27 protein-coding genes and 1 riboswitch are annotated in these 23518 nt (G+C 55.2%); of the genes, 12 read left to right on the forward strand and 15 right to left on the reverse strand.

The features are described from left to right. Positions 1-37 precede the first annotated feature (37 nt). Positions 38-490 carry a GNAT family N-acetyltransferase gene (locus FE788_RS11510; RefSeq protein WP_138380778.1) on the forward strand — a complete coding sequence of 151 codons (453 nt, stop codon included), beginning with the start codon at positions 38-40 and terminating at the stop codon, positions 488-490. 82 nt (positions 491-572) lie between these two features. Here the strand turns inward: FE788_RS11510 and FE788_RS11515 are convergent, their stop codons facing one another. Continuing rightward, positions 573-911 carry a DUF4870 domain-containing protein gene (locus FE788_RS11515; protein WP_138380779.1) on the reverse strand — a complete coding sequence of 113 codons (339 nt, stop codon included), beginning with the start codon at positions 909-911 and terminating at the stop codon, positions 573-575. Positions 912-1085: 174 nt separating this feature from the next. Between FE788_RS11515 and FE788_RS11520 the strand changes: the two genes are divergently transcribed. Further along, positions 1086-1826: a glutathione S-transferase gene (locus FE788_RS11520; protein WP_138380780.1), complete on the forward strand. Its 741-nt coding sequence runs from the start codon at positions 1086-1088 to the stop codon at positions 1824-1826. 107 nt (positions 1827-1933) lie between these two features. Further along, positions 1934-2362: a DUF3775 domain-containing protein gene (locus tag FE788_RS11525; protein WP_210413946.1), complete on the forward strand. Its 429-nt coding sequence runs from the start codon at positions 1934-1936 to the stop codon at positions 2360-2362. Positions 2363-2574: 212 nt separating this feature from the next. On the opposite strand, the gene FE788_RS11530 is transcribed toward FE788_RS11525, so the two are convergent. The 6 genes from FE788_RS11530 to FE788_RS11555 form a co-directional block, all read right to left on the reverse strand. Next, positions 2575-3558 (reverse strand): zinc-binding alcohol dehydrogenase family protein, encoded by a 984-nt coding sequence (locus tag FE788_RS11530; RefSeq protein ID WP_138381382.1) that lies wholly within the window; start codon positions 3556-3558, stop codon positions 2575-2577. Positions 3559-3658: 100 nt separating this feature from the next. Next, a complete protein-coding gene (locus tag FE788_RS11535) occupies positions 3659-4075 on the reverse strand; it encodes a DoxX family membrane protein (RefSeq protein ID WP_138380781.1) in 417 nt (138 codons plus the stop codon). A gap of 79 nt (positions 4076-4154) precedes the next feature. After that, a complete protein-coding gene (locus tag FE788_RS11540) occupies positions 4155-4634 on the reverse strand; it encodes a GNAT family N-acetyltransferase (protein WP_138380782.1) in 480 nt (159 codons plus the stop codon). Positions 4635-4825: 191 nt separating this feature from the next. After that, positions 4826-5308, reverse strand: a complete 483-nt coding sequence (locus tag FE788_RS11545; protein ID WP_138380783.1) for a peroxiredoxin — start codon at positions 5306-5308, stop codon at positions 4826-4828. After that, positions 5305-6729 carry a sodium/proline symporter gene (locus tag FE788_RS11550; RefSeq protein ID WP_138380784.1) on the reverse strand — a complete coding sequence of 475 codons (1425 nt, stop codon included), beginning with the start codon at positions 6727-6729 and terminating at the stop codon, positions 5305-5307. The genes FE788_RS11545 and FE788_RS11550 overlap by 4 nt, the downstream gene beginning before the upstream one ends. Positions 6730-6783: 54 nt before the next feature. Beyond that, positions 6784-7659: a protein-disulfide reductase DsbD domain-containing protein gene (locus FE788_RS11555; protein ID WP_138380785.1), complete on the reverse strand. Its 876-nt coding sequence runs from the start codon at positions 7657-7659 to the stop codon at positions 6784-6786. Positions 7660-7824: 165 nt separating this feature from the next. Between FE788_RS11555 and FE788_RS11560 the strand changes: the two genes are divergently transcribed. Next, positions 7825-8430 (forward strand): YqgE/AlgH family protein, encoded by a 606-nt coding sequence (locus tag FE788_RS11560; RefSeq protein ID WP_210413950.1) that lies wholly within the window; start codon positions 7825-7827, stop codon positions 8428-8430. Positions 8431-8932: 502 nt separating this feature from the next. Beyond that, positions 8933-9301: an energy transducer TonB gene (locus FE788_RS11565; protein WP_168190389.1), complete on the forward strand. Its 369-nt coding sequence runs from the start codon at positions 8933-8935 to the stop codon at positions 9299-9301. Between the two features lie 149 nt (positions 9302-9450). On the opposite strand, the gene ggt is transcribed toward FE788_RS11565, so the two are convergent. Together ggt and FE788_RS11575 are read right to left on the reverse strand one after the other, a co-directional pair. After that, a complete protein-coding gene (gene ggt / locus FE788_RS11570; RefSeq protein ID WP_138380787.1) occupies positions 9451-11232 on the reverse strand; it encodes a gamma-glutamyltransferase in 1782 nt (593 codons plus the stop codon). Continuing rightward, positions 11229-12767 carry a S10 family peptidase gene (locus FE788_RS11575; RefSeq protein ID WP_210413952.1) on the reverse strand — a complete coding sequence of 513 codons (1539 nt, stop codon included), beginning with the start codon at positions 12765-12767 and terminating at the stop codon, positions 11229-11231. Before FE788_RS11575 ends, ggt begins: the two co-directional genes overlap by 4 nt. A 204-nt stretch (positions 12768-12971) precedes the next feature. Here FE788_RS11575 and FE788_RS11580 point away from each other — a divergent pair, with 204 nt between their 5' ends. Next, positions 12972-13607, forward strand: a complete 636-nt coding sequence (locus FE788_RS11580; RefSeq protein WP_138380788.1) for a carbonic anhydrase — start codon at positions 12972-12974, stop codon at positions 13605-13607. 50 nt (positions 13608-13657) lie between these two features. Then, positions 13658-14080 carry an SRPBCC family protein gene (locus FE788_RS11585; protein ID WP_138380789.1) on the forward strand — a complete coding sequence of 141 codons (423 nt, stop codon included), beginning with the start codon at positions 13658-13660 and terminating at the stop codon, positions 14078-14080. A 144-nt stretch (positions 14081-14224) separates the two neighbouring features. Here the strand turns inward: FE788_RS11585 and FE788_RS11590 are convergent, their stop codons facing one another. From FE788_RS11590 to ispH, 4 genes are read right to left on the reverse strand one after another with little or no spacing between them, the layout of a single operon-like run. Continuing rightward, entirely contained in the window at positions 14225-14875 is a 651-nt protein-coding gene (locus FE788_RS11590) for an ankyrin repeat domain-containing protein (RefSeq protein WP_138380790.1), read from the reverse strand. Between the two features lie 47 nt (positions 14876-14922). Next, entirely contained in the window at positions 14923-15357 is a 435-nt protein-coding gene (gene rnhA, locus FE788_RS11595) for a ribonuclease HI (protein ID WP_138381385.1), read from the reverse strand. Then, entirely contained in the window at positions 15357-16322 is a 966-nt protein-coding gene (locus tag FE788_RS11600; RefSeq protein WP_138380791.1) for a homoserine kinase, read from the reverse strand. The genes rnhA and FE788_RS11600 overlap by 1 nt, the downstream gene beginning before the upstream one ends. Before the next feature lie 2 nt (positions 16323-16324). Then, complete coding sequence (gene ispH, locus FE788_RS11605) at positions 16325-17275, reverse strand: 4-hydroxy-3-methylbut-2-enyl diphosphate reductase (RefSeq protein WP_138380792.1); 951 nt, start codon at positions 17273-17275, stop codon at positions 16325-16327. Positions 17276-17374: 99 nt separating this feature from the next. Here ispH and FE788_RS11610 point away from each other — a divergent pair, with 99 nt between their 5' ends. From FE788_RS11610 to gcvPB, 5 genes are all read left to right on the forward strand, one after another. After that, entirely contained in the window at positions 17375-17614 is a 240-nt protein-coding gene (locus FE788_RS11610) for a CDGSH iron-sulfur domain-containing protein (protein WP_138380793.1), read from the forward strand. Between the two features lie 198 nt (positions 17615-17812). Then, a riboswitch (glycine riboswitch) is annotated at positions 17813-17901 on the forward strand. Between the two features lie 252 nt (positions 17902-18153). Further along, positions 18154-19287 (forward strand): glycine cleavage system aminomethyltransferase GcvT, encoded by a 1134-nt coding sequence (gene gcvT / locus FE788_RS11615; protein WP_138380794.1) that lies wholly within the window; start codon positions 18154-18156, stop codon positions 19285-19287. 39 nt (positions 19288-19326) lie between these two features. Next, positions 19327-19701 (forward strand): glycine cleavage system protein GcvH, encoded by a 375-nt coding sequence (gene gcvH, locus FE788_RS11620; protein ID WP_138380795.1) that lies wholly within the window; start codon positions 19327-19329, stop codon positions 19699-19701. Between the two features lie 41 nt (positions 19702-19742). Beyond that, positions 19743-21089: an aminomethyl-transferring glycine dehydrogenase subunit GcvPA gene (gene gcvPA, locus FE788_RS11625; RefSeq protein ID WP_138380796.1), complete on the forward strand. Its 1347-nt coding sequence runs from the start codon at positions 19743-19745 to the stop codon at positions 21087-21089. Then, the gene (gene gcvPB / locus FE788_RS11630) at positions 21086-22663 is read left to right on the forward strand and encodes an aminomethyl-transferring glycine dehydrogenase subunit GcvPB (protein ID WP_138380797.1); all 1578 of its coding nucleotides are present in this window, start codon (positions 21086-21088) and stop codon (positions 22661-22663) included. Before gcvPA ends, gcvPB begins: the two co-directional genes overlap by 4 nt. 257 nt (positions 22664-22920) lie before the next feature. On the opposite strand, the gene FE788_RS11635 is transcribed toward gcvPB, so the two are convergent. Both FE788_RS11635 and FE788_RS11640 read right to left on the reverse strand, forming a co-directional pair. Continuing rightward, positions 22921-23217, reverse strand: a complete 297-nt coding sequence (locus tag FE788_RS11635) for a type II toxin-antitoxin system RelE/ParE family toxin (protein WP_138380798.1) — start codon at positions 23215-23217, stop codon at positions 22921-22923. Between the two features lie 6 nt (positions 23218-23223). Continuing rightward, positions 23224-23472 carry a type II toxin-antitoxin system Phd/YefM family antitoxin gene (locus FE788_RS11640; protein WP_138380799.1) on the reverse strand — a complete coding sequence of 83 codons (249 nt, stop codon included), beginning with the start codon at positions 23470-23472 and terminating at the stop codon, positions 23224-23226. Positions 23473-23518: the final 46 nt, after the last annotated feature.

The following is a 23518-nucleotide window of genomic DNA, read 5'->3' on the forward strand; positions in this document are numbered from 1 at the left end:
GTTTTCTCAGCCGCCCCCGATATGGCATGATGCAGCCATGCCAAGAAACATCCCCGCAAATATCACCGTACGGTGCCTCGGCCCTGAAGATTCCCGCGATCCGTGTTTTATGATTCGCCGCAAGGTTTTTATCGAGGAACAAGGCGTACCCGAGGAAGAAGAGATGGATGGCCTGGACGACCAGGCGGATCAGTATCTGCTATATGTAAACGGGGCGCCTGCCGCCACGGCACGGATTCGGTATCCCGATCCTGAACGCGGCAAAATAGAACGAGTCGCCGTCCTGCCCCGGTATCGCAACCTGGGAGTTGGCGAAAAGCTGGTGATCCGCCTGATGGCGGATATTAGTACCCGCAATACGGTCAAGGAAATCATTCTGGCGGCCCAGACTTCTGTGGTCGGGTTTTATGAAAAGCTGGGTTTTACGGCCTTTGGCGAGGAATTCCTCGACGCCGGCATTCCCCATTTATGGATGAGCCGTAAACTGTAACGTCGATATCACGAAAGAGCACCGGCATTGCGCCCGCTCGTTGAGGCGTCTCAAGCCTGTTCGCTGATATCACAATTTAACATCACAATTTAATATCTCCGGCCCATTTTTCGGCCAGATTGCCCACAAGAGGCAATTTGAACTTTTCCCCTTGATAAGCCTTGATCATCAGAATGATCCAGCAGGCCACGCCCAGAATATACAACAGCGGCACCAAAAAAGCCCCCACAAGGGAGATGGCGAGCAGGAATCCCAGAACCTGCAATCCTCCAAAGGTCACGATGGATTGCATGGCGTGAAAACGCACCGTTTGGTTTTTCTTTTCAATAAGCAGGAATATCAGTCCCGTGATCCAGCCCAGAAGATAGCATAACAGACCAGCGATATTTTCCTCAATTCCCGTGCTTGTTTCCTCGGTCATGGTTTCTCCCCTATTGTACCCGTGACTTATGCTCTAGAGTGAACTGTGAATAGGCTGACGCAATTCACTCTAGTTTACCGTGTTTTAGCCTGTTGTACCAGCACCGTTCATCAAGGCGCATAAAATTCATCATCAGGACTTGTACTTTGAGAGCGTCTTGGGTAAGCCATCTACATGACCTTGCCAATACTCTATAGTTTCCGCCGTTGCCCCTACGCCATGCGGGCCCGCCTGGCGCTGGCCTATGCTGGACAGCAATGTGAATTGCGCGAAGTGGTGCTGCGCGACAAGCCGCCAGAACTTCTGCAAGCCTCGCCCAAAGGCACCGTACCGGTCATAGTTCTGCCTGACGGGCGAGTGCTGGAGGAAAGTTATGACATCGTGAAATGGGCACTGGGGCAAAACGATCCGAGGAGCTGGTCCCGCGTTCTCCCCGAAACGGATGAGCTGGTGGCACAAAATGACGGGCCGTTCAAAGCGGCGCTGGACAAATACAAATATGCCAGCCGCCACCCGGAACAACCGCCGGGAAGCTATCGCCGGGAAGGCGAAAAATTCCTGGCGCAGCTTGAAAAAAAGCTCTCAGAAAACCAAACCCGGGCCGGGCAGGCTTACCTTCTCGGGTCAGAGCAGACCGTGGCGGATATTGTGATCTTTCCTTTTATCCGCCAGTTTGCCTTTGTGGATGAGGTATGGTTTTTTTCCAGCCCTTACAAAGCCCTGCAAAACTGGCTTCAATGGCATCTGGACAGTCCGCTTTTTGCGGCCGTCATGCATAAATACCCGCAATGGCAACCGGGAGCCAACCCGGTTATATTTCCGTCCCCGTCAATTCCCGGCCAAAATTCGGGCCAAAATTCGGGCCAAAATTCGGGCCAGAATTCCGGTCAGAACTCAGGTCAATCCTCCTCATGACCTGGGTCAATGACCATCAAGAATGCTTGGCGCAATTTAGGGGGGATGTTATGATCCTTAAAGGTGGAACACACAACCGGGTCCCCGTATAAAGAGGTATATAGTCCATGCCAGCCATAAATACAGATACTGTCAATTTCATCATCGCCTTGGCCCGTGAGGTTCAGGAAGCCGCCGAAGCCATGATCGAGGAAGAGCTGGGGGAAGATAACGGCACAGATTCCTTCAGCGAAGATGACGTCATTAGCATGGACGAACTGACCAAACTTGACGAACGGGCCCATGACATCGCCTATCAGGAATTTGTTGCGGCCGTGGACCGACTCAATCAGGACGACAGGAATGCCCTTGTGGCGCTGATGTGGGTGGGACGCGGCACCTACGGCCCAGACGAGTGGGACGCCGCGTTTGCCGATGCCGCAGATGCCGATAACGACCATACCGCGGATTATCTGCTGCGCACACAGCTTCTGGCCGATTATCTTGAGGAAGGGCTCAGCCAGATGAGTGAGATTTGGGACAGTGAAGAGGACTGAACCTTTTCACATTGACGTTTCCCCCGAACGCCGCCATGGCGAAACGATGACGTTTCGCTCTTTGTTGCCATTGTCGTTTCTGCTTCTCCGCCGTCATTGCTTTTTCCTTCGTCATTGCCGCGAAGGCGGCAATCCAGCTCATAAATAAAACGTCCCACCGGTTTTGAGGAGAGTTTCTAGAGTGAATTGAGCCAACCTATGCACAATTCACTTTAAGGAACCAATACCGCCGCCCCGTCAAAGCGCCCCTGCCGGAGGTCTTCCAGGGCCTTGTTGGCATCTTCCAGCGCATAGAGCGTCACACTGGTCTCAATCGGCAGGCGCGCGGCCGCCTCCAGAAATCCTTCGCCGTCGGCCCGGGTCAGATTGGCCACCGACGAGACATGTTTTTCCCGCCACAGATCCGCGTAAGGAAAGGCTGGAATGTCGCTCATATGAATTCCGGCGCAAACCACCTGCCCACCAGGACGAATTGTCCTCAGCGCCTGGGGTACCAGCGCCCCTACCGGCGCAAATAGAATCGCTGCATCCAGAAGGCAGGGCGGCGCATCTCCTGACTCTCCGGCCCATACCGCGCCTAGGGAGCGGGCAAAATTTTGACTTTTGTGGTCTCCTGGCCGGGTAAAGGCGTAAATTTCCTTGCCTTCGCCTCGCGCTACCTGAGCGATGATATGGGCCGCCGCCCCGAAGCCGTACAGTCCGATCCGTTGCGCCGTGCGCACCCGGGCATAGGAACGAAACCCGATCAGCCCGGCGCACATCAACGGCGCCGCATGAACATCGTCATAGGGTTCAGGGATCCTGAAACAATATTGTGCCGTGGCCACACAAAATTCTGCAAATCCACCATCCAGCGTATAGCCCGTGAATTTGGCCTCCCCACACAGATTTTCCTGACCCGAACGGCAATAGTCACAGCTCCCGCAGGTCCAGCCAAGCCAGGGCACCCCGACCCGTTCTCCGGGCGCGAAGGCCGACACGCCCGCCCCGGTCTCCTCCACGATTCCAATGATTTCGTGACCCGGGATCAACGGCAATTTCGGGGAAGTAAGATCCCCATCCACAATATGAAGATCGGTGCGGCACACAGCGCAGGCCAGAACCCGGATCAACACCTGTCCGGGACCGGGCTCGGGCCGTTTCACATGTTTAAGGGCCAGGGGCACCCCCGGGCCTTCATAAATCATCGCGCGCATGGTTTTCATCATGACCTGAGCATAGCACAGCCCCGCCCTATCCCAATGATGTGCATCAAAGGATATTGCTAGAATGAATTGCAATTAGGGTGACGCTGAATCACCTGCCCCGCTCATCCAGGGCCAGTTTCACATCCCAGTCCCGTAAACGGTATAACAGCCAGAACCCGGCAAGAACCGGCACCCCGGTCATAAACAAATGATGACCCGGCGCATAGGGGGTAATCAGCTGCTGCCAGGTGGACACCGTTGAAATGCCGTGAATGATCAGACCGATTAAATAGGAATATTTCTTTTTAAACCCGGTGATGATCGCCAGAGCCAGAAGACTCTGCAATACCCCCAGGATGGGGCTGATACTGATTGGCAGATCCACCATATAGAAATGGCTATATATTTTTTGGGTGGTTTCCGGCTGGATGATCTTTTCCCCACCCCATTGCAACAAAAAAACCCCCAACGTCACCCGGAGGATCAAAAGCGGCGTCTGGATTTTCTCAGAGAGCTGTTCCGACATATAGCCTACCCCTTTATTCTGTTTTAGGCAGACAGAATAAGTCAGGAAGGATCAAAGGCGAAGTCACGTCTTCGTGAGGTTAATCCAGCAGTCTGTCCATCTTTTCATCTTCCAGATGATAAATGAAATGGCTGTCTTCCCGGCGTGCACCTAACGATTCGTAAAAGGCAATGCCGCTATGGTTAAAATCAGCCACCCACCAGCGCAGGAAATACCCGCCGGCCTCTTTCACTTCCCGTACCAGAAAACGGAACAACGCCTTGCCCACCCCCCGGCCGCGGGCTTCGGGTTTGACAAAAATATCTTCCAAATAAATGCCCGGCTTGCCGCGGTAAGTGGCGAAAAAATAAAAATATACAGCGAAACCCAGCGCTTCTCCATCCATTTCGGCAAAAACCACCCGGGCCATGAGGGGTTCCCCAAACAGGTGCTCCCTCAACGTCTCCGGCGTTGCGGTCACATTATCCAGCTCATTTTCATAGTCGGCAAGAGCCCGGATAAATTCAAGGATCAGCGGCACGTCCTCTTCCGTGGCCCGACGCAGGGTGATTTCCGGCATAGATTGTTCCTTAATTATATGTCTTGATGATATGTCTTGGATTGGTGACTTAGAGGGTTTTGGGGAGCGAGGCTAGATGTCGTGCCCCGATCCCCCATATTTTATCCTGTCCAACAGGCGTGTGGCGCGGCGCTTCCTTATCGTCGCCTCATGAAATACCGCGCCCCGGTGACATAGAGGGTGACATAGAGTCAGAGTTGGGACAGCACATGTTCGGCGCTGGATACCCGAAACTCGCCCGGCGCCTCCACATTGAGTTGCTTGATCACGCCGTCTTCGACAATCATGGCAAAACGCTGGCCACGAAGGCCCATGCCATAACCGCTGGCATCCATCTCAAGACCCAGCGCCCGGGTAAATTCCGCATTGCCGTCCGCCAGCAACGTCACCTTGCCCTCGGCATTCTGATCCTTGCCCCAGGCCCCCATCACAAAGGCATCATTGACCGCAATGCAGACAATCTCATCCACACCCTTTTCCTTAAACGCCGCGGCATGGGAAACAAACCCCGGCAGATGTTTCGCCGAACAGGTGGGTGTAAAGGCGCCCGGTACGGAAAACAGAACCACCTTGCGCCCGCCAAAAATTTCGGAGGTTGTACGTTTTACCGGCCCATCCGCCGTCATTTCAATAAGGGTGGCTTCGGGAATTTTATCGCCAATGGAGACAGTCATGTTGTTTTCCTTTCCGTATGTTTTACCCTGAATACAAAAAGCATCAAACTGGCCAGCAGGAAAGGTAGCATTCTTTCAAGAATGTCTCCAACAGAATCCGGACGCAGATAAAAATAAACGGTGAGCCCAAACCCCGTTACCATGGCCGGGACAATGCTCTGTGCCCTGAGTCTGAGCCCTGCCAGCCGCAACACCACCACCGGCCCGAATGCCGAACCCAGCGCATTCCAGGCAAACAACACCCGACTAAAGATACTTTCCGGCAAGGTCAGCGCCACCACAATCGCCAAGGCACATAAAACGGTTATCACAAACCGGGATATTTTCAGCCGGCTTTCTCCCTCATTGGGCTCTCCCATAATGTCATGCGCGACCGCCGCGGCGGAGACCAGAAGCTGACTATCCGCCGTAGACATGATCGCCGACAACACCGCGGCCAGGAAAATTGCCCCGATCACCGTCGGGAACAACTGCTCCGTCAGAATAAAAAACAGATTTTCCGGATTGCCGGCCTGATGCACCAGAATTTTACCACACAGGCCCAGCAAAATCATATTGCCCAAGACAATGATAAACCACAACACCGCCATGCGTTGGGCAATACGCACGCTTCTTTGATCCCGAAGCGCCATATAGCGGGCCAATAAATGGGGCTGTCCGACGGTCCCCAACCCCACAGACATCGTGCCCAGAACAAATCCCAGCGCCATCAGCCCGGTATTGGGCCCCGTAGGCGATAGTTCCGATGGTGAAGCCACCCCTTCCAGCCCCTGCCAGAAACCGGACCAGCCGCCCACCTCCAAGAACGCCGTGACCGGCAGCACAAGCGCGGCAAGCAGCATCAACATGCCTTGCAACATGTCGGTCATGCTGACCGCCCAGAAGCCGCCGAGCAGGGTATATATAAGGATAATGACCCCCCCACCCACCACACTTTCAGTGACGGAAATGTCGAATGTGGCGGCAAAGCTGTTGCCCGCCGCCTGAAACTGGGCGGCCACATAAAAAAGGAAACAGAAGGTGATCATCCCTGAAGCCGCCCAAGTGATCCACCGCCGGCATCGCGCGTCCCCTTCAAGCGCCAGAAAATCGGTCAGGGTCACAAGACCCTCCCGATGGGCGATCCGGTGCAATCGGGGAGCCACCCAGAACCAGGAAAGGGCATGCCCCATAATTAGCCCTGCAAAGAGCCACAAAACAGACAGCCCCATCACATATGCCGCACCGCTCAACCCCAGCAGCGACCATGCAGACGCGGAACTGGCGGCATAACTGAAAGAAGCCACCACCGGCCCCAAATGCCGCCCGGCGATAAAAAAATCGGCATTGTTATGCGTCCGTCCTCGCGCCCAAAGCCCAATCAGAACAAGTGTAACCTTATAGACCACCAACGTGGCCAGTATTGTCATCTCCCGTGACATGGCTTCCCCTTCCATCCTTACCGGATGCTGTTATTCGTTATTCTGTAATATATATTATGGGGAGCTGACTGTAGCACGAATTTCGTGGCCATGCCCGGTTTCTGTGACAAAGGTGAGAATAATGTCCTGGCCGGATAACGTCGGGGCATGCTTCTGTTTTTCATAGCCGATGCGCAGATCCAGCGAACCGTCCGGGCCGGACAGGACCGCTTCATCCGTCCTTTCCGGGCGGGAGAAAGAATATCCCTCTGGTGCTTCCACATACAGGTCCCGAATTGGCCCGGAGACCAGTTTCGCAAGGTTCCCCCGGATATGCAGGCGGCCATTTCCCTGATCCACCACACGAACCCGCCCGGCCGGCAGCTGTTCCGGCAACCGCGCCCTGTATTTCTGCAACAACGCCCGCTGATACGGTGAAAAGGACATATCGGCAGCTGGCGGCAGATCCAGATGATATTCCCCGTTGAGCGGCACACAGATATCCTTGCAGACCATATAATCCAGCGCCAGGGATAGCTGTGTGGCCGCTGTGGGATCTTTCAGGTCCACCTCCACCGGCAGAATCACCTCGTCATGATAGACAAAAGTATCATATCCATAAAAATTGAGCCGTTCCGGTACCGGCCATTTGACAGAAATCTGCCGCAGGTTTTTTGTCTCATGCCAGTTCCAGCGCGGTGGCATGCCCGCCTCCCCCGGTGAACGCCAATAGGTCTTCCATCCCTTTGCAAGAAGGACATGCCATCCGAGATGCAGCTTCTGTGTCGCCGGATCATAACCGCCGACCATAAGACGCGACTGTGTATAAGGAGTCTTGACCCAATCGGAAGACAACCCCGCCGCCGCGGCCTGACCGGCAAGCCACGGCGCCACAAAACAGATACTGAGAATGGTGAAAACAAGGCTGGAAAGATGCTGGTAATATTTCATGTCGGTTATTTTAGCTGTATCCCGTGTGACGAAAAAATCACTTCTTTGTGAAACCGTTTCCCGAAATAAGTGGCAAACATTTCTGGCGTGACCCGCAAGGGTGTTGTACAATTATCCCCTGCACAGACCGTGTTTATTAACCCATATAAGCGATCTGGAGTTTCTTTGAAAGTGACAAGAGAAGGTTATCTGGAAGGACAGCTGCTGATTGCCATGCCGGGCATGACAGACCCCCGCTTTGCCCATAGCGTCATCTATATTTGTTCCCATAACGAAGATGGGGCCATGGGGCTGGCCATCAATAGGCCGACACAGCATATTGATTTCCCTTCCCTTCTGGATCAGCTCGACATCGACCCTTATCAGGGCGGGAACTTTACCGAGACGACCGAGATCCCCCCCGAGATCCCCCTGCCGCAACTGCATGCCGGAGGGCCTGTAGAAGTAGGGCGAGGGTTTGTGCTGCACTCCGCCGATTATGTACAGGACAGCACTCTGGTCATTTCCGAAACCATAGCGTTGACGGCCACAGTGGATATTCTGAAAGCCATTGCCCGCGGACGGGGCCCCCGACACTATTTGGTGATTCTGGGGTATAGTGGCTGGGGCGCAGGCCAACTTGAATATGAACTGCAACGTAACAGCTGGCTGACCACAGAAGCGGATGAGGAACTGGTATTCTGCACCGAACCGGATATGAAATGGCCACGCGCCATGGCGAAGCTCGGGGTGGATGTCACCATGCTTTCCTCCGAAGCCGGTCACGCCTGAGACCAGGAACATCGAGTACCAAGTTTCACGGCCTCAAGACCATGCTTTGGACCATGCTTTGAGGCCATGCATTTTTTGCATGGCTGCATTGAAATATTAAGACTTCTCATCCTTGCGGAACATCCCTATATATCCCCCCAGATGTTGTATGCGTCTACTGACTGAAATCCTCCCTTTTTTCAGTCCGTTATGGCCTCCTTCCTCCCCTTAGAAGGTCATAACATTGTTTCATTGTCTCCTAGACATGAAGCCTCCCTATATTTTTGGACTTGCCGGGCCTCGGGCCCGGCATTTTTTTTATTTTGGGCATTTTTTTATTTTGGGCGGCAAATTCAAAAAAAAATATCTAAAATTTGATCCATTAAATTTCCATTAACCCCTCTCCGATACAACTTTTCTCAGACAGGCCGGAGAATCCATGGGCACTAGGCCCTATGAGAAAGCCTGAAGCGTATAAAATCAGGTCATATACAAAGTAGTTAGGATGAATCGAGTAATGAAAATGTCCCGTTTTTTTAAATCTGCCGTCGTGGCGCTCACTCTTTCCGTTTCCTTCATCATGGCCAACACGTCATTTGCCTCGGACTTCAAATCGTGGCAGACCGAAGTCGTAAAACTCGTGGCAAAAAAGCAGGTTTACCCGCGCGCCGCCATGCGACAGGAGCTGGAAGGCAGGGCCAAAGTCAAGATCAACATTGACCGCTCCGGCGCCATCACCAGCTATGAACTTGTCGAGCCGAGCGGGGTAGAGATCTTCGACAAGGAAATCGACAGTCTGGTAGAACGTCTCAACCCGTTGCCTGCCCCGCCGGCCAGTGCCAGCGAGTCCCAGCTCAGCTTTATTCTGCCGCTCACTTGGCAAATTCAGTAATTGCAAATCCAGTAATTTTCTGTCAGTCGTTTCCAAAGTTTTCCGCTGTCTCATCAAGACAGCCTGTACCGCGTAAAGGGCTGCTCTGCGGAGCAGCCCTTTTTCTTGAATGGATTGCCACACCCTTTCATGCCGAAAAGGCTTCCCGTTTAATAACCCGCGACCAGTCCGTCCTTGCGCATTTCGCTGGCGCCCTTATAGACGCCCTGTTCCGCATCCCACAGGATGGCCTGATAACCACCAAAGCCGCCCTTGCCTACCCGGACCTTATGGCCTTTGGCTCGCAAGGCTTCAACGACAGGCATCGGCACACCGCTTTCCACATTCAGGACACCGCCATCGCTCATATGTTCTCCCGTAGGCTGGGATGAGCCGTCATGACGGTAACGCGCCGCATCGCCGGCCTCCTGAACATTCATGCCGAAATCAATGATGTTGGAAATAATCTGGGCATGCCCCTGAGGCTGCATTCCGCCCCCCATCAGGCCAAAACTCATGATCGGCCTACCGTCCTTCATGATAAAGGCTGGAATGATGGTATGGAACGGCCGTTTGCCCGGCGCATAGTCATTGGGATGCCCCGTCTCAAGAGCAAACAGCTCCCCCCGGTCCTGGAGCATGAACCCCAGACCATCCGGCACCAGACCGGACCCCATGCCCCGGAAATTGCTCTGGATCAGGGACACCATCATGCCATCCTTATCGGCCACGGTCAGATAAATGGTATCGCCGTCTTCCAGAATTTCAGGATCGGCATAATCCACATCCGTCATGGCGCGATCCATGCTGATCAGCTTGCGCCGTTCGGCAGCGTATTCCTTGGACAACAGTTTTTCCAGCGGCACCTTGTAAAATTCGGGATCTGCATAAAACCGCGCCCGGTCCTCGAAAGCCAGCTTCTTAGCCTCCACATGCACATGCAGATAGTCGGGGGAATTATGCCCCATGGATCTGAGGTCAAAACCTTCCAGAATATTCAACTGCTGCAGGGCGGCGATCCCCTGGCCGTTGGGCGGCAGTTCGAAAACATCGTACCCGCGATAGGTTACACTGACCGGCTCCACCCATTCGCTTCGATGCGCGGCCAGATCCTCTTTGCGCAGATATCCGCCGAGGCGGCGCATATAGGCGTCGATCACCTCGGCAATTTCGCCTTCATAAAAAACGTCGCGTCCCCCTTCGGCTATTTTTTCCAGGCTTCTGGCCAAATCCGGATTGCGGAAAATCTGCCCTTCCGCCGGTGGCTCGCCCCCCGGCAGATAGGTTTGGACAAAATTGTCCGTTTCTTCGACCCCCGCCTCAGGATCAAGATAGCGATCCCGGGCCATGCTAATATAATGAGCGACGAGCTGGCTGACCGGGAACCCCTCCCGGGCATAGGTGATGGCCGGCGCCAAAATGTCCCGCATCTTCAGACGCCCGAAGCGGTTATGCATATCATACCAGCCATCAACCGTCCCGGGCACGCTGACCGGCAGAACCCCAAAGGGCGGGATTTTGTCCACGCCCCGTTGGCGTAATTCATCTTCCAGCATCGCTTTGGTCAGCCCCATCGGCGAGCGGCCGGAGGCATTCAAACCATACAGCTTCCTGCTTTTCGGGTCCCAGATGATAGCGAACAGGTCCCCACCGATGCCATTGCCGGTGGGTTCCATAACCCCAAGCGCGGCATTGGCGGCAATGGCCGCATCAACGGCGTTACCACCCTGTTTGAGGATATCCAGCGCAATCTGGCTGGCAAGCGGCACGCTGGTGGCGGCCATGCCGTGCTGGGCAATCACTTGGGAGCGGCTGGCAAACGCCGCGCCTACATTGCGATCTCCCTGCCCTGTGAAAGGCCAGGGAAAAACAGTATTGGCTTGCGCCTCGACCCTGGAAACAGAACTCAGGCCCGCCACCACGACACAACAGAGCAAAAGCAGGTGTTTCATTTTTCCTGCCCCTCAAGAATGAAGCGACGCACAGTCGAGGCCAGTTTTTCCAGAGACGGTTCATGAGTATACATCATGTGACCCGCCTCGTAATAGGTCATGGTCACCCGGGAAATATCCATGCCATACTGGCTAAAGGTTTCCTCGGTGGCAAAAAACGGCGTGGCCAGATCATAATAGCCGTTTGCCACATAAACCCGGAAATCCTTGTTCTGGCGCAGGCCGCGGGCAATGACGGGGCCCAGCGTGGGATAACCGCCGGTCCAGGACTCATCGGTTTTCCAGTTCCACTCCTTGCCGGGTTTATGGCTGAGCACCTCATAGGTGTCGTCCCGATCCACCTTCAGGCCGCGGCTCAGATAATCATTGATGGCCGCGGTATAGGCGGCGCTGATGCCATAGCCGGACGGGTCAGCGGTAAAAGTCTCTCCGGCATCGTCCTGCTCTTCGCCCGTATAGCGACTGTCAAGACGGCCGACCACCTTGCCTTCCTCCCGCAAAAGCTCGCGCATAAAACGAAACTCATTGACCCGGAGCCGGGTTTTCTCAAGATAGTCCCGGTCCAAACCGGTATAAAGGGACAATTTATCCAGAATCTCGGCCCGCTCTGCGTCTGTGAGGCGATTGCCCTTGAACAGCGCGACGGCATAGTCATTGAGGGCGAAGTCCCGGGCTTCCTGAATAAAGCTTTCCAGCGTACGCCCCTCCTTGTCCACCTTGCCATGATACCAGGCCGTTGCGGCATAGGTGGGCAGGAAGAAAATATACGGCTCCACATTACCCGGGCCACCGTCCACCGTCTGAAAATCCAGAATGCTGGAAACCAGGATTACCCCGTTCAGCGCCATACTGTTATATCCTTCCTGCAACTCCTCCACCAGGGCCGCGGTGCGGGTGGTGCCATAACTTTCCCCACCCACATATTTCGGGGAATTCCAACGGTTGTTCTGGCTGATATACAGACGAATGAAATCACCGACAGACTTGGCATCTTCCTTGATGCCCCAGAAATCCTTGCCATCGCCCTTGCCAATGGCCCGGGAATAACCGGTACCCACCGGATCAATAAACACCAGATCAGTCACATCCAGCAGGCTAAGCTCATTATCCACCAGCGGATATGGTGCGGCACCGGCATTTTCGGCGTCAGAAGGAACCACAACCCGTTTCGGGCCAAACGCCCCCATATGCAGCCACAGCGACGCCGATCCCGGCCCACCGTTAAAGAAAAACGTGATCGGACGTGTGGAAGGATCCTTCACCCCGTTTTTGGTATAGGCGATCGAAAAGATGCTGGCGACGACCTCCCCCTTGTCATTCTTCAGATGAGTATCGCCTGCCACCGCGGTATATTCGAAAGTCTTGCCATTAAAGCGGCCCTTGTGTGTGGTTTTGAAGACACGCGGTTCGGGAATGTTTTCCGCGGCCCCGGCGCCGTTTTCTTTCCCCGGCGCTTCTTTGGCAACACCGGGAAAGACAGGAGCCACCATCATCCCGATCAAAACAACGAATTTCAAAAAATGATTTTTCAGCATGCTATCCCCGTAGTAGATATGATGTGTTTGATTCTTCTTTGTGCCGGAAGTCTGACAAAAAAAACCGGCCGAAGCAATCATTTCAGGGATACCGGTACGGCTTGTGCTGGCATAGCCGACCGCATCGGTGCCTGGAAATTCACACAACACCGGGGTAACTGGACAAGAAAAACAGGGTAGAGAAAAACAACTCGGAGAAAATTAATGCCACTGAAAAAACTGATCGCCGGACATAAAAACTTTCGTGAAGGGAAATATCAGGAACAGAAAGATCTTTACCGGGAATTGGTGGAAAAAGGCCAATCTCCCGAAGTCATGATCATCTCCTGCTGCGACAGCCGCGCCGATCCAGTAATTATTACCGAGGCCGAACCGGGCATGGTCTTTTCTGTACGCAATGTGGCCAATCTGGTGCCGCCCTGCACTCCCGACGGTAAATATCACGGCACCAGCGCGGCGCTGGAATTCGCCGTTCGGCATTTGAAGGTCAAGGACATCGTGGTCATGGGGCACGCCCATTGCGGCGGTATCAAGGCGCTCTATAAGGGAGATTTTGATCATCAGGAAAATGTGGACTTCATCGAACCCTGGATGAGCATTGCCGAACCGGCCCGCCGCGCGGCCCTGAGCCAGAGCGAAGGGGAAGCAGAAGACGTCATTCTGCGCAAAATGGAAGAGGAATCCATCAAACTCAGCCTGAAAAACCTGCGAAGTTTTGACTGGATTGCCGAGGCGGAAAAGAAAGGGACGCTGCGCCTTCATGGCTGGTATTTTGAAATTTCCAGCGGCAGACTGTTTGGCGTGGATGAGGACACCGGGGTTTTTTCCCCTCTTCTCTAGGGAAAACTTTTCAGGCATAGTTCCTGTGTCATAAATAACAGGACCGGGCCATGATTTCCGTTAGCCTTGATATAAAAGCCACCCCCGCCACCGTCTGGAGTTGCCTGACCCGGCAACAACACCTCCTGTGCTGGTGGGGAGAGAATGTCAGCCTGGATGCGTCTCCTGGCGGAAAGTTCAAAGAAGTCTGGATCGACCGGGATGGGACGGAAAAAGTCACGACCGGTGACGTCAAAGCCATCGAGGCTGGCAAAAAACTTCATATCAGTTGGACAGATGAAGACTGGGAACTGCCTACAGATGTCGTGATTCGCCTCGACGCCAGTCCCCAGGGGACCCGCCTCACGCTTGAACATACGGGCTGGGAAAACTTCATGGGCGATTTGATGGACAGTCTGCGCGAAGATCATGAAGCGGGCTGGCGCAGTCATCTGTACAGCCTGAAATCCTATGCCGAACGGCTGAAGGAATAACCGCCACCCGGCCATGATTGCCCCCGTGGACAGCGTCGTTAGGCGTCGTTACTAACGCGCCTCACAATGACATTGAGGCTGTGCCGCGGGCCCAGATGTGCCCCCGGATATGCCCATATGCCCCTTGCACAAACCGGGAATGAACTATTCCAGAAGTTCTCGCAATGCCGTCTGGCCGGCCGCACGAGCAAAGTCCGACGCCTTACGCCCGTCCGCGGCAATGATTTCCTTGTTCGCGCCGTGATCCAGTAGCACCCGCACAATATCTTCATGGCCCTGATGCGCCGACGACATCAGCGCCGTATACCCGCCATCCTGCTGCGCGTCCGGATCGGCTCCGGCCACCAGCAACGCCTTGACGATATCCGTCTGCCCGCTTGCCACCGCGCTGTGCAATGGACAAAGCGCCGACCCGTTGGGGGCCATCGCATTGGGGTCCGCCCCGCGCGCCAGAAGCAGATCCACCGTCTCCGCCTGTCCGAAAAACGCTGCCAGATGAAGGGCGGTAAAGCCATCGCCGGCAAACATGTTTACATCCACCCGCTGGTCTTTCAGCAGCACATCCAGAAGATCGTTCATCCCCAAAGCCGCCAAATCGAACAGATCCAGTTTCGGCTCATAGGACATAAGAATATCGGTGAGCTCCTGTTTTTGCAGATACAGGGTGAACAGGACGGCAGACAGGCCATCGGCGCTGCGCGCGGAGGCAAGCCCGGGATCCTGATCAAGGATTTCCTTAAGCTTCCCACCATCCGCCACATCAATCGCCTTGAACACGTCATCCCTGTTTGCCATGCTGCACCCCTGTTTCGAAATATAATCGTCTCTTTGCGTGAGATCCCTTACTGGTAATCCGCCATACCGCGCCGGGCCAATTCATCGGCCCGTTCGTTCCCCGGATCCCCCGCATGACCCTTGACCCATTTCCAGGTCACGTCGTGGCTGCTGAGCGCGGCGTCAAGCTCCTGCCACAGCTCGGCATTTTTCACCGGTTTTTTGGCCGCGGTGCGCCAACCGTTTTTTTTCCAGCCATGAATCCATTTGGTAATGCCGTCTTTCAGGTAAGTGCTGTCCGTATGCAAAATGATCCGGCAGGGATATTTGACGGCATTAATAGCCTTGATGGCGGCGGTAAGCTCCATCCGGTTGTTGGTGGTTTCCGCCGCACCGCCAAAAATTTCCTTTTCATGCGGCCCCGATTTCAAAACCGCGCCCCAGCCGCCCGGGCCAGGATTGCCGGAACAGGCCCCGTCCGTATAAATCACCACCTCTTTCATCACATGCCATACCCATAGGCCGTGGCGCTTTGTACGCCTTGATGAAACTTCAATTTCTTGAGATATTCCACCGGATCCTTGATCTGCACCAGTGCCCCCTCCGGCCGGTTGAGCCAGTCATAAAGCCGGGTGAGCAGGAACCGGAGTGCCGCCCCCCGACAAAGTAGCGCAAACGCCTCAATCTCTTTTTGTTCCAGAGGGCGGATTTCATTATATCCTTTCAGAAGCTGCGTCGCCTTGGTGATATTAAACGACACATCCGCCTCAAAACACCAACTGTTGAGACAGACGGCAATGTCATAGGCCAGAAAATCATTACAGGCGAAATAATAATCAATCAGACCACTGAGCTGTCCGCCCAGAAAAAACACATTATCCGGGAAAAGGTCCGCATGAATCACACCGGTCGGCAGATCCGCCGGCCAATGGTTTTTCAGATAGGCCAGTTCGGCGGCGAGCGTGCGGCGCATTTCCGGAGCGCATTCATCAGCCCGGCCTTCACAGGCAGCCATCAGCTTTTCCCATCCCGCAACAGATAGATCATTGTCCCGCCGCATGCCAAAGTCCGCCGCCGCCAGATGCATGCGCGCCAGTTCCCGGCCTAATTGCCGGCAATGATCAGGCTGGGGTTTTGTGATGGCCATGCCCTGCAGAAAGGTAATCAGCGCCGCCGGACGCCCGCACAGGGTTTTAAGATAGTTCCCTTTACGATCCCGCACCGGCGTGGCGCAGACGATGCCCTTGTGATTGAGATGATCCATCAGCCCCATGAAAAACGGCAGATCTTCCTCACGCACCCGCGCCTCGAACAGGGTCAGGATAAACTGATCCCTGGTGGTTTGCAGGATATAGTTGGAATTTTCCGACCCTTCGGCAATGCCCTTGAAGGTGACCATCTCCCCCACATCATATTCGGCAATAAATCGGGAAATTTCCTCAGCGGTAACATGGGTATAGACGGCCATTTCTACTCCTGGTCCTTCAGCAGAATTGCAGGTACCTTGAACTGGACATTTTCCTCAACGGTCATGACCGGCTCCAGCCTCACGTCATAACGTTCCTTAAACGCCGCAATTACTTCCTCTACCAGAACTTCCGGCGCGCTGGCACCGGCGGAAATACCGATTCTGGTGATGCCCTCCAGCCACGTCCAGTCAATGTCAGAGGCCCGCTGAATAAGCCGGGAACGGCAACCGGCCCGGCTGGCGACCTCCACAAGGCGTTGAGAATTGGAGCTATTGGGCGCGCCGATGATCAATACGGCCTCGGCCTTTTCCGAAACAGCCTTCACCGCCCCCTGCCGGTTGGTGGTGGCGTAACAGATATCTTCCTTTTTCGGATCCTGGATTTTCGGAAACCGCTTTTTCAGCGCGGCAATGATATCGGCGGTGTCATCCAGGGAAAGGGTGGTTTGGGTGATATAGGCCAGATTGTCCGGATCGCCGATTTCCAGCGTCTCGACATCTTCGACCGTTTCCACCAGCTTGATGCGCCCTTCGGGCAACTGGCCCATGGTGCCGATCACTTCCGGATGCCCCGCATGGCCGATCATCACAATCTCATACCCATTGCGTTCATGACGTTCGGCTTCGCGGTGGACCTTACTGACCAGGGGACAGGTGGCGTCCACATACAGCATCTTGCGCCGTTCCGCCTCCGCCGGCACCGACTTCGGCACGCCATGGGCGGAAAACACCACCGGCGCATCATCCGGCACCTCATGCAGCTCGTCTACAAAAATAGCGCCGCGCCCTTTCAGGCCCTCAACCACATATTTGTTATGGACGATTTCATGACGCACATAAACCGGCGCGCCGAATTTTTCCAGCGCCATTTCAACGATCTGAATGGCCCGATCCACACCGGCACAGAAGCCGCGCGGATTGGCGATATAAAGTGTCACGGGGGTCTTGCTCATAGGCTCGCTTATACACAAACTTGCCCGACTTGAATATAGTTTATTTCGGGGTCATACTGACAAAGTCAAAGAGAAATCAAGAGAAATAAGGAAGCACTCATGAGCGAACCGCATATCCCCCAGAAGGCCCCCTATGTGGTTGAGGTGGTCGCGGGCAAAAAATATTTCTGGTGCCGTTGCGGGCAAAGCCGTCAACAGCCTTTCTGTGATGGCAGCCACAAGGGCAGCCCCTTCACCCCCCTTGAATGGCAAGCTCCGAAAAACCAGCAAGCCTTTTTCTGCGGTTGCAAACACAGCAACACCGCCCCGCTGTGCGACGGCACCCACAAAAGCCTGTAAAACCGGCTGGTCAGCCCCCTGGCCGGTCAGCCCCATTGTCCTCACCTTCCTTGTTTCGTGATTCGCGGAACAGTCGCTGCAGATCAACGCTCTCATGCCACCCCGACATCAGAATTCACTCTAAAAAGCACGTATTTTTTCATAAGGCCTGTTTCCGGGTTTGACTCTTTGGTCAAGCTTTCTATTATGGAGAGGCTGATTAGACCTGCGGGAGAGACTGAACATGTTTCAGCGCCGAAGGAGCAACCGCCCCGGAAACTCTCAGGCAAAAGGACCGCATGGATAAAGCACTCTGGAAAGCAGAGAGTTCGATCGGACCCAGACGACAAAAATGTTCAGGGTATCTGAAGCTCTCTCACCGACGGGGTAAATCAGAGTTCCGTTGAGGCCGCCCTTAAATTGACTTGGACAGCGCGCCCAGGAAGACTGATCAAATCTCTCAGGTTCCATGACAGAGGGGGCAAAACGGGATTTATCAAACAGGATTTTGCCAAGTCCATGTTGCCAAGTCCCCGGAACACCCCTTATTGGAGAATTTTATGAGTGCTGATCAGACAGATCTGAAAAAAACCCCGCTATTTTCCCTGCATGAAGAACTGGGGGCAAAAATGGTGCCTTTCGCCGGTTATGCCATGCCGGTGCAATATCCGTTGGGTGTGATGAAGGAACATTTGCACACCCGCGCCGCCGCCGGGCTGTTCGATGTCTCTCATATGGGACAGGTGGTGATCCGTGGCGAGAATGCCGACGCCTGGATGGAAACGCTGGTGCCTGGCAATATCACGGCCCTGAAACCCGGCCGGCTGCGTTATACCCAGTTCACCAATGATGAGGGCGGCATTCTGGACGACCTGATGGTCACCAAACGGGAAGATGACCTGTTCCTGGTGGTCAATGCCGCCTGCAAGGAACAGGATATTGCTCATCTCAAGGCCCATTTGCCAAAGGGGTTCACCCTGACCGAACTTGACGACCGGGCGCTGGTGGCGCTGCAGGGCCCCAAAGCAGCCGAGGTCATGGCGCGCTTTGTCCCCGATGCCGCCGACATGCCGTTTATGTCCTATATGGAAAAAGACATTGAATCCGTGCCCTGTTATATCAGCCGCTGCGGCTATACCGGCGAAGACGGGTTTGAGATTTCCATACCGGCGGATCAGGCGGAAATGCTGTGCCGCCGCTTACTAGCAGAACCAGAAGTGGAAGCCATCGGCCTTGGCGCGCGCGACAGCCTGCGCCTTGAATCCGGCTTGTGCCTGTATGGTCATGACATCACCACCGACACCACCCCGGTAGAGGCCGATCTGGTGTTTTCCATTGCCAAACGCCACAAGGATCAAACCGGCGATGAAGGCGGTTTCCCCGGCGATCACATTATTCTGGAACAATTGCGCACCGGCCGCATCGCGCGCAAGAGGGTTGGTATTCTGCCCGAAGGCCGGGCCCCCGCCCGCGAAGGCACCGAAATTCTCAACGACCACGATGAAGTGATCGGCCATATCACCAGCGGCGGCTTCGGCCCGACGCTGGGCGGCCCTGTGGCCATGGGCTATGTGAAGGCGGACTACGCCACCAGCGGCCAGCCGGTTTTCCTTCTGGTACGCGGTAAGAAACTGCCGGCCCACGTGGCCGACATGCCATTCGTGGAACAACGTTATTACAGAAAGCCCAAATAATTTTTGACCATTTTTCAGTGTATCTTGAGGAAACAAACCATGACAACCTATTACACAGACGAACATGAATGGATCCGCGTCGACGGCGAGATCGGCACTGTCGGCATTACCGATTATGCCCAAGAGGCCCTAGGCGACATCGTTTTTGTGGAACTGCCGGAAGTGGGCGCTACCCATAAAAAAGGCGACGAGGCCGCAGTAGTGGAATCCGTAAAAGCCGCCAGTGAAATCTATGCCCCTGTGGACGGCGAAGTGACCGAAGTCAATGACGCGCTCGAAGGCGAACCGGCCCTCGTCAACAGCTCAGCCGAGGCCGACGGCTGGTTTTATAAAGTGAAGATCACTAATACCGCTGATCTGGAAGGCCTGATGGACGCCGACGCCTACAAAAAATTTGTCGAAGGCCTGAACTGATCGCCTGTCAAATATTTATAGGGAAACTTTAAGGGACCACCATGCGTTATTTACCCCTGACCCCTGAGGACCGTGCCCAGATGCTCGCCAAAATCGGCGTTAGCCATATTGACGAGCTGTTCCGGGACGTACCCAAAGAGGCGCTTCTGGACAAACCGGTCAACCTGCCACCGCATGCCACCGAAATGCAGGTGGAAGCCGATTTTCGCGCCTTTGCCGCACGCAACCTGGCTGCCGGCGACGCGCCGTTCTTTATTGGCGGCGGCGCCTATCGGCACCACGTGCCAGCTACCGTGGATTACATGATTCAGCGCGGCGAGTTCCTCACCGCCTATACGCCGTACCAGCCGGAAATTTCCCAAGGAACCCTGCAGGCCCTATTTGAATTCCAGACCCAGGTAGCGCAGATTTTCGGCATGGATGTGGCCAATGCCTCCATGTATGACGGCTCCACCGCCGCTGCCGAAGCGGTGCTCATGGCCCGGCGCATCACCCGCAGGAAAAAGGCGATCATCTCTGGCAGCCTGCATCCGCAATATATTGATGTCATCAACTGCACCACCGCCTTTACCGAGGATGTGACCGTAATTAATCCGGTCGCGGTGGACGGCGTGGAAGACCTGATCGGCCAGATCGACGATGAAACCAGTTGCGTGGTGGTCCAAAATCCGGACTTTTTCGGCAACCTTCAGGATTTCAGTCAATTGGCCGAAGCCGTGCATGAGAAAAAAGCCCTGCTGATTGTGGTGGTCACCGAAGTGGTCTCCCTGGGCGCGATCAAATCACCGGGGGAGATGGGGGCCGATATCGTGGTCGGCGAAGGCCAGTCGCTGGGCGTCGGGCTTAACTTCGGCGGTCCCTATGTGGGCCTGTTTGCCACCAAACAGCAATATGTACGTCAAATGCCGGGCCGGCTGTGCGGCGTCACCAAAGATGCGGACGGCAAACGCGGTTTTGTGCTCACCCTGTCCACCCGGGAACAGCATATCCGTCGGGAAAAAGCCACCAGCAATATCTGCACCAATGCGGGACTGTGCACCCTCGCCTTTAGCATCCACATGACACTTTTGGGCGAAGCGGGGTTTCGCAAACTGGCCAAGATCAACCACGCCAAGGCCGCCATCCTGGCCAACCGGCTCGCGGCACTGGATGGGGTTGAGGTGTTGAATAAGACATTTTTCAACGAATTTACTGTAAAACTCCCCCGCCAGGCCGCCCCTGTGGTGGAAGAACTGGTGGAGCGGGGCGTTCTGGGCGGTCTGCCGGTAAGTCGTCTTTATCCCGATGACAAGGCGCTTGAAAACCTGCTTCTGGTGGCCGTCACCGAAACCTGTAGTGACGAGGACCTGGACACGCTGGTCCATGAACTGAAAGAGGTGCTGAAATGATGAATAATCAGGGACGCCCCACCAATATCGACAATGTTGCGGCGCTCAGCGGCGATCGCATCGACACCTTCACCGGCAACCAGGCGCTGGAACAGGAAGAAAAGCTGATTTATGAAATCGGCGATACCGCACGCAGCGGTGTCGACCTGCCTGACGTACCGGAAGCCCAAAGCCGTCTTGGCGGTTTGGAACGGGACGGAGAGATTGGCCTGCCGGGGCTTTCCGAACCCGAGGCCATGCGCCACTACACCCGTCTCAGCCGGCAGAATTATGCCATTGACATGGGGCTTTATCCGCTGGGCTCCTGTACCATGAAACACAATCCGCGGCTTAATGAAAAGGTCACCCGGCTGCCGGGACTTTGCGACATTCACCCGTTGCAGCCGCAATCCACGGTGCAGGGCGCATTTGATCTGATTGACACGCTGGCCCACTGGCTCAAGGAACTGACCGGCATGCCCGCCGTCGCCATGTCGCCCAAGGCGGGCGCGCATGGGGAACTGTGCGGCATGATGGCGATCCGCGCCGCCCACGACAAGGCCGGGGAAAAGCAGCGCACCATCGTCCTGGCGCCGGAATCGGCCCATGGGACCAATCCCGCCACGGCGGCGCTGTGCGGCTACAAGGTCAAGGCGATTCCCGCCACCGAAGACGGCCGGGTGGATCTTGAGGCGCTGAAAGCGGCCCTGGGCCCGGATGTGGCGGCAATCATGCTGACCAATCCCAACACCTGCGGCCTGTTTGAGCGGGACATCCGCAAAATTGCCGATGCCGTACATGAGGCCGGCGCTTATTTCTACTGCGATGGCGCCAACTTCAACGCCATTGTCGGCAAGGTCCGCCCGGGCGATTTGGGCGTGGACTGCATGCACATTAACCTGCACAAAACCTTCTCCACCCCCCATGGCGGAGGCGGTCCGGGGGCCGGTCCGGTGGTCTTTTCCGAGGCGCTGGCCCCGTTTATTCCCGTCCCCTATGTGGTCATGAACGAAGACGGGTTCGAAATGGTGGAACATGTGGGCGAAAGCAGCAGTTTTGGCCGCATGACCGCCTTCCATGGCCAGATGGGCATGTTTGTGCGGGCCCTGGCCTATATGATGTCTCACGGCGCTGACGGTCTCAGGCAGGTAGCCGAGGACAGTGTGCTGAATGCCAACTATATCCTCGCCAGCCTGCAAGACGTCATGACGCCCAGTTTCGACGGCCCCTGCATGCACGAAGCGCTGTTTGACGACCGCTTCCTGAAAGGCACCGGTGTGGAAACCCTGGACTTTGCCAAGGCCATGATCGACGAGGGGTATCATCCCATGACCATGTATTTCCCGCTGGTGGTGCATGGCGCCATGTTGATCGAACCCACGGAAACCGAAAGCAAACAGTCCCTGGATCAGTTCATCGGCATGATGCGGCATCTGGTGGAACGGGCCACCTCCGGCGACAAGGACCGCTTCAGCGGCGCCCCCTATCTCGCGCCGCGCCGGCGTTTGGACGAAACAACGGCGGCCCGAAAACCGGTGTTGCGCTGGACGCCCGAAATTTCCGCCCCGAATGACACCGCTGCTGCTGCGGAATAACACAAATATAAAAGGGAGCCTCCGGGTTCCCTTTTATATATCGGATCTATATCGGATGGGAATGCGCCGAGAGGGGCTTGTGAGTGCATCTGGACGTCGCGGGCTCGGTACTCCATTATCACTCTATGGATTGCGTCGCTTTCTCCCACAACGACAATAAAGGGAAAACATCGTCATCGCGAACTCCCGCAAGGGAGTGTGGCGATCCAGAAAAGGCGGCGACAGGGAGTTCTTCGGACCTGCCATTCAAACAAATATCAAGGACCTTGGATATTTCGCTTTGCGGCGATTTTATAGACCTGATTGCGTTCGCGTTTACCCACCGCAATCACCGTCACAAGGATTTCGCGGTCACTGACTTCATAGACCAGCCGGTACCCCGCAGCCCTTAACTTTATTTTATACCGCTTCTGGCTGCCGAACAGGCGCGAAGACGGGACATGCGGATTTTCGAGCCGCTCAGCGAGTTTTTTCTTGAACTGACTGCGCACCGGTGCATCCAGCACCCGCCACTCCTTTAACGCCGGGGCCAAGAATGCCAAGTCATACGCCATCTCCGCTTATAACTCATCCAGGGTGACTTTCACCCGCGCTGCATCTTGGCGGGCGTCGGCCAGAGCATTAAGCTCCATATCCTCAAGTTTGTCCATCAACGCCTCATAGGCCTCGGCTGGCACACAGTAAAAGGCCGGCCGGTTCCGATTGAGAACCGCCACGGGAAAACCTTCGCCCTTCTCAATCACCCGCATGGGGTTTTTTTTCAGATCAGAAATGCTCACCGTCATATCGGCCAGAATAACATGGGTCATAAGATCACCTAAAAGACTGTTCATTAGGTCTAATAATAGGTCTTGT

The sequence above is a fragment of the Luteithermobacter gelatinilyticus genome (assembly GCF_005849285.1).
Taxonomy (GTDB): domain Bacteria; phylum Pseudomonadota; class Alphaproteobacteria; order Sphingomonadales; family Emcibacteraceae; genus Luteithermobacter; species Luteithermobacter gelatinilyticus.

What these genes read in the sequence shown, in the direction of transcription:
- FE788_RS11510 (WP_138380778.1), top strand. Translation starts at nt 38, where the DNA reads ATGCCAAGAAACATCCCCGCAAATATCACCGTACGGTGCCTCGGCCCT.
- FE788_RS11515 (WP_138380779.1), bottom strand. Translation starts at nt 911, where the DNA reads ATGACCGAGGAAACAAGCACGGGAATTGAGGAAAATATCGCTGGTCTG.
- FE788_RS11520 (WP_138380780.1), top strand. Translation starts at nt 1,086, where the DNA reads ATGACCTTGCCAATACTCTATAGTTTCCGCCGTTGCCCCTACGCCATG.
- FE788_RS11525 (WP_210413946.1), top strand. Translation starts at nt 1,934, where the DNA reads ATGCCAGCCATAAATACAGATACTGTCAATTTCATCATCGCCTTGGCC.
- FE788_RS11530 (WP_138381382.1), bottom strand. Translation starts at nt 3,558, where the DNA reads ATGCGCGCGATGATTTATGAAGGCCCGGGGGTGCCCCTGGCCCTTAAA.
- FE788_RS11535 (WP_138380781.1), bottom strand. Translation starts at nt 4,075, where the DNA reads ATGTCGGAACAGCTCTCTGAGAAAATCCAGACGCCGCTTTTGATCCTC.
- FE788_RS11540 (WP_138380782.1), bottom strand. Translation starts at nt 4,634, where the DNA reads ATGCCGGAAATCACCCTGCGTCGGGCCACGGAAGAGGACGTGCCGCTG.
- FE788_RS11545 (WP_138380783.1), bottom strand. Translation starts at nt 5,308, where the DNA reads ATGACTGTCTCCATTGGCGATAAAATTCCCGAAGCCACCCTTATTGAA.
- FE788_RS11550 (WP_138380784.1), bottom strand. Translation starts at nt 6,729, where the DNA reads ATGTCACGGGAGATGACAATACTGGCCACGTTGGTGGTCTATAAGGTT.
- FE788_RS11555 (WP_138380785.1), bottom strand. Translation starts at nt 7,659, where the DNA reads ATGAAATATTACCAGCATCTTTCCAGCCTTGTTTTCACCATTCTCAGT.
- FE788_RS11565 (WP_168190389.1), top strand. Translation starts at nt 8,933, where the DNA reads ATGTCCCGTTTTTTTAAATCTGCCGTCGTGGCGCTCACTCTTTCCGTT.
- ggt (WP_138380787.1), bottom strand. Translation starts at nt 11,232, where the DNA reads ATGAAACACCTGCTTTTGCTCTGTTGTGTCGTGGTGGCGGGCCTGAGT.
- FE788_RS11575 (WP_210413952.1), bottom strand. Translation starts at nt 12,767, where the DNA reads ATGCTGAAAAATCATTTTTTGAAATTCGTTGTTTTGATCGGGATGATG.
- FE788_RS11580 (WP_138380788.1), top strand. Translation starts at nt 12,972, where the DNA reads ATGCCACTGAAAAAACTGATCGCCGGACATAAAAACTTTCGTGAAGGG.
- FE788_RS11585 (WP_138380789.1), top strand. Translation starts at nt 13,658, where the DNA reads ATGATTTCCGTTAGCCTTGATATAAAAGCCACCCCCGCCACCGTCTGG.
- FE788_RS11590 (WP_138380790.1), bottom strand. Translation starts at nt 14,875, where the DNA reads ATGGCAAACAGGGATGACGTGTTCAAGGCGATTGATGTGGCGGATGGT.
- rnhA (WP_138381385.1), bottom strand. Translation starts at nt 15,357, where the DNA reads ATGAAAGAGGTGGTGATTTATACGGACGGGGCCTGTTCCGGCAATCCT.
- FE788_RS11600 (WP_138380791.1), bottom strand. Translation starts at nt 16,322, where the DNA reads ATGGCCGTCTATACCCATGTTACCGCTGAGGAAATTTCCCGATTTATT.
- ispH (WP_138380792.1), bottom strand. Translation starts at nt 17,275, where the DNA reads ATGAGCAAGACCCCCGTGACACTTTATATCGCCAATCCGCGCGGCTTC.
- FE788_RS11610 (WP_138380793.1), top strand. Translation starts at nt 17,375, where the DNA reads ATGAGCGAACCGCATATCCCCCAGAAGGCCCCCTATGTGGTTGAGGTG.
- gcvT (WP_138380794.1), top strand. Translation starts at nt 18,154, where the DNA reads ATGAGTGCTGATCAGACAGATCTGAAAAAAACCCCGCTATTTTCCCTG.
- gcvH (WP_138380795.1), top strand. Translation starts at nt 19,327, where the DNA reads ATGACAACCTATTACACAGACGAACATGAATGGATCCGCGTCGACGGC.
- gcvPA (WP_138380796.1), top strand. Translation starts at nt 19,743, where the DNA reads ATGCGTTATTTACCCCTGACCCCTGAGGACCGTGCCCAGATGCTCGCC.
- gcvPB (WP_138380797.1), top strand. Translation starts at nt 21,086, where the DNA reads ATGATGAATAATCAGGGACGCCCCACCAATATCGACAATGTTGCGGCG.
- FE788_RS11635 (WP_138380798.1), bottom strand. Translation starts at nt 23,217, where the DNA reads ATGGCGTATGACTTGGCATTCTTGGCCCCGGCGTTAAAGGAGTGGCGG.
- FE788_RS11640 (WP_138380799.1), bottom strand. Translation starts at nt 23,472, where the DNA reads ATGACCCATGTTATTCTGGCCGATATGACGGTGAGCATTTCTGATCTG.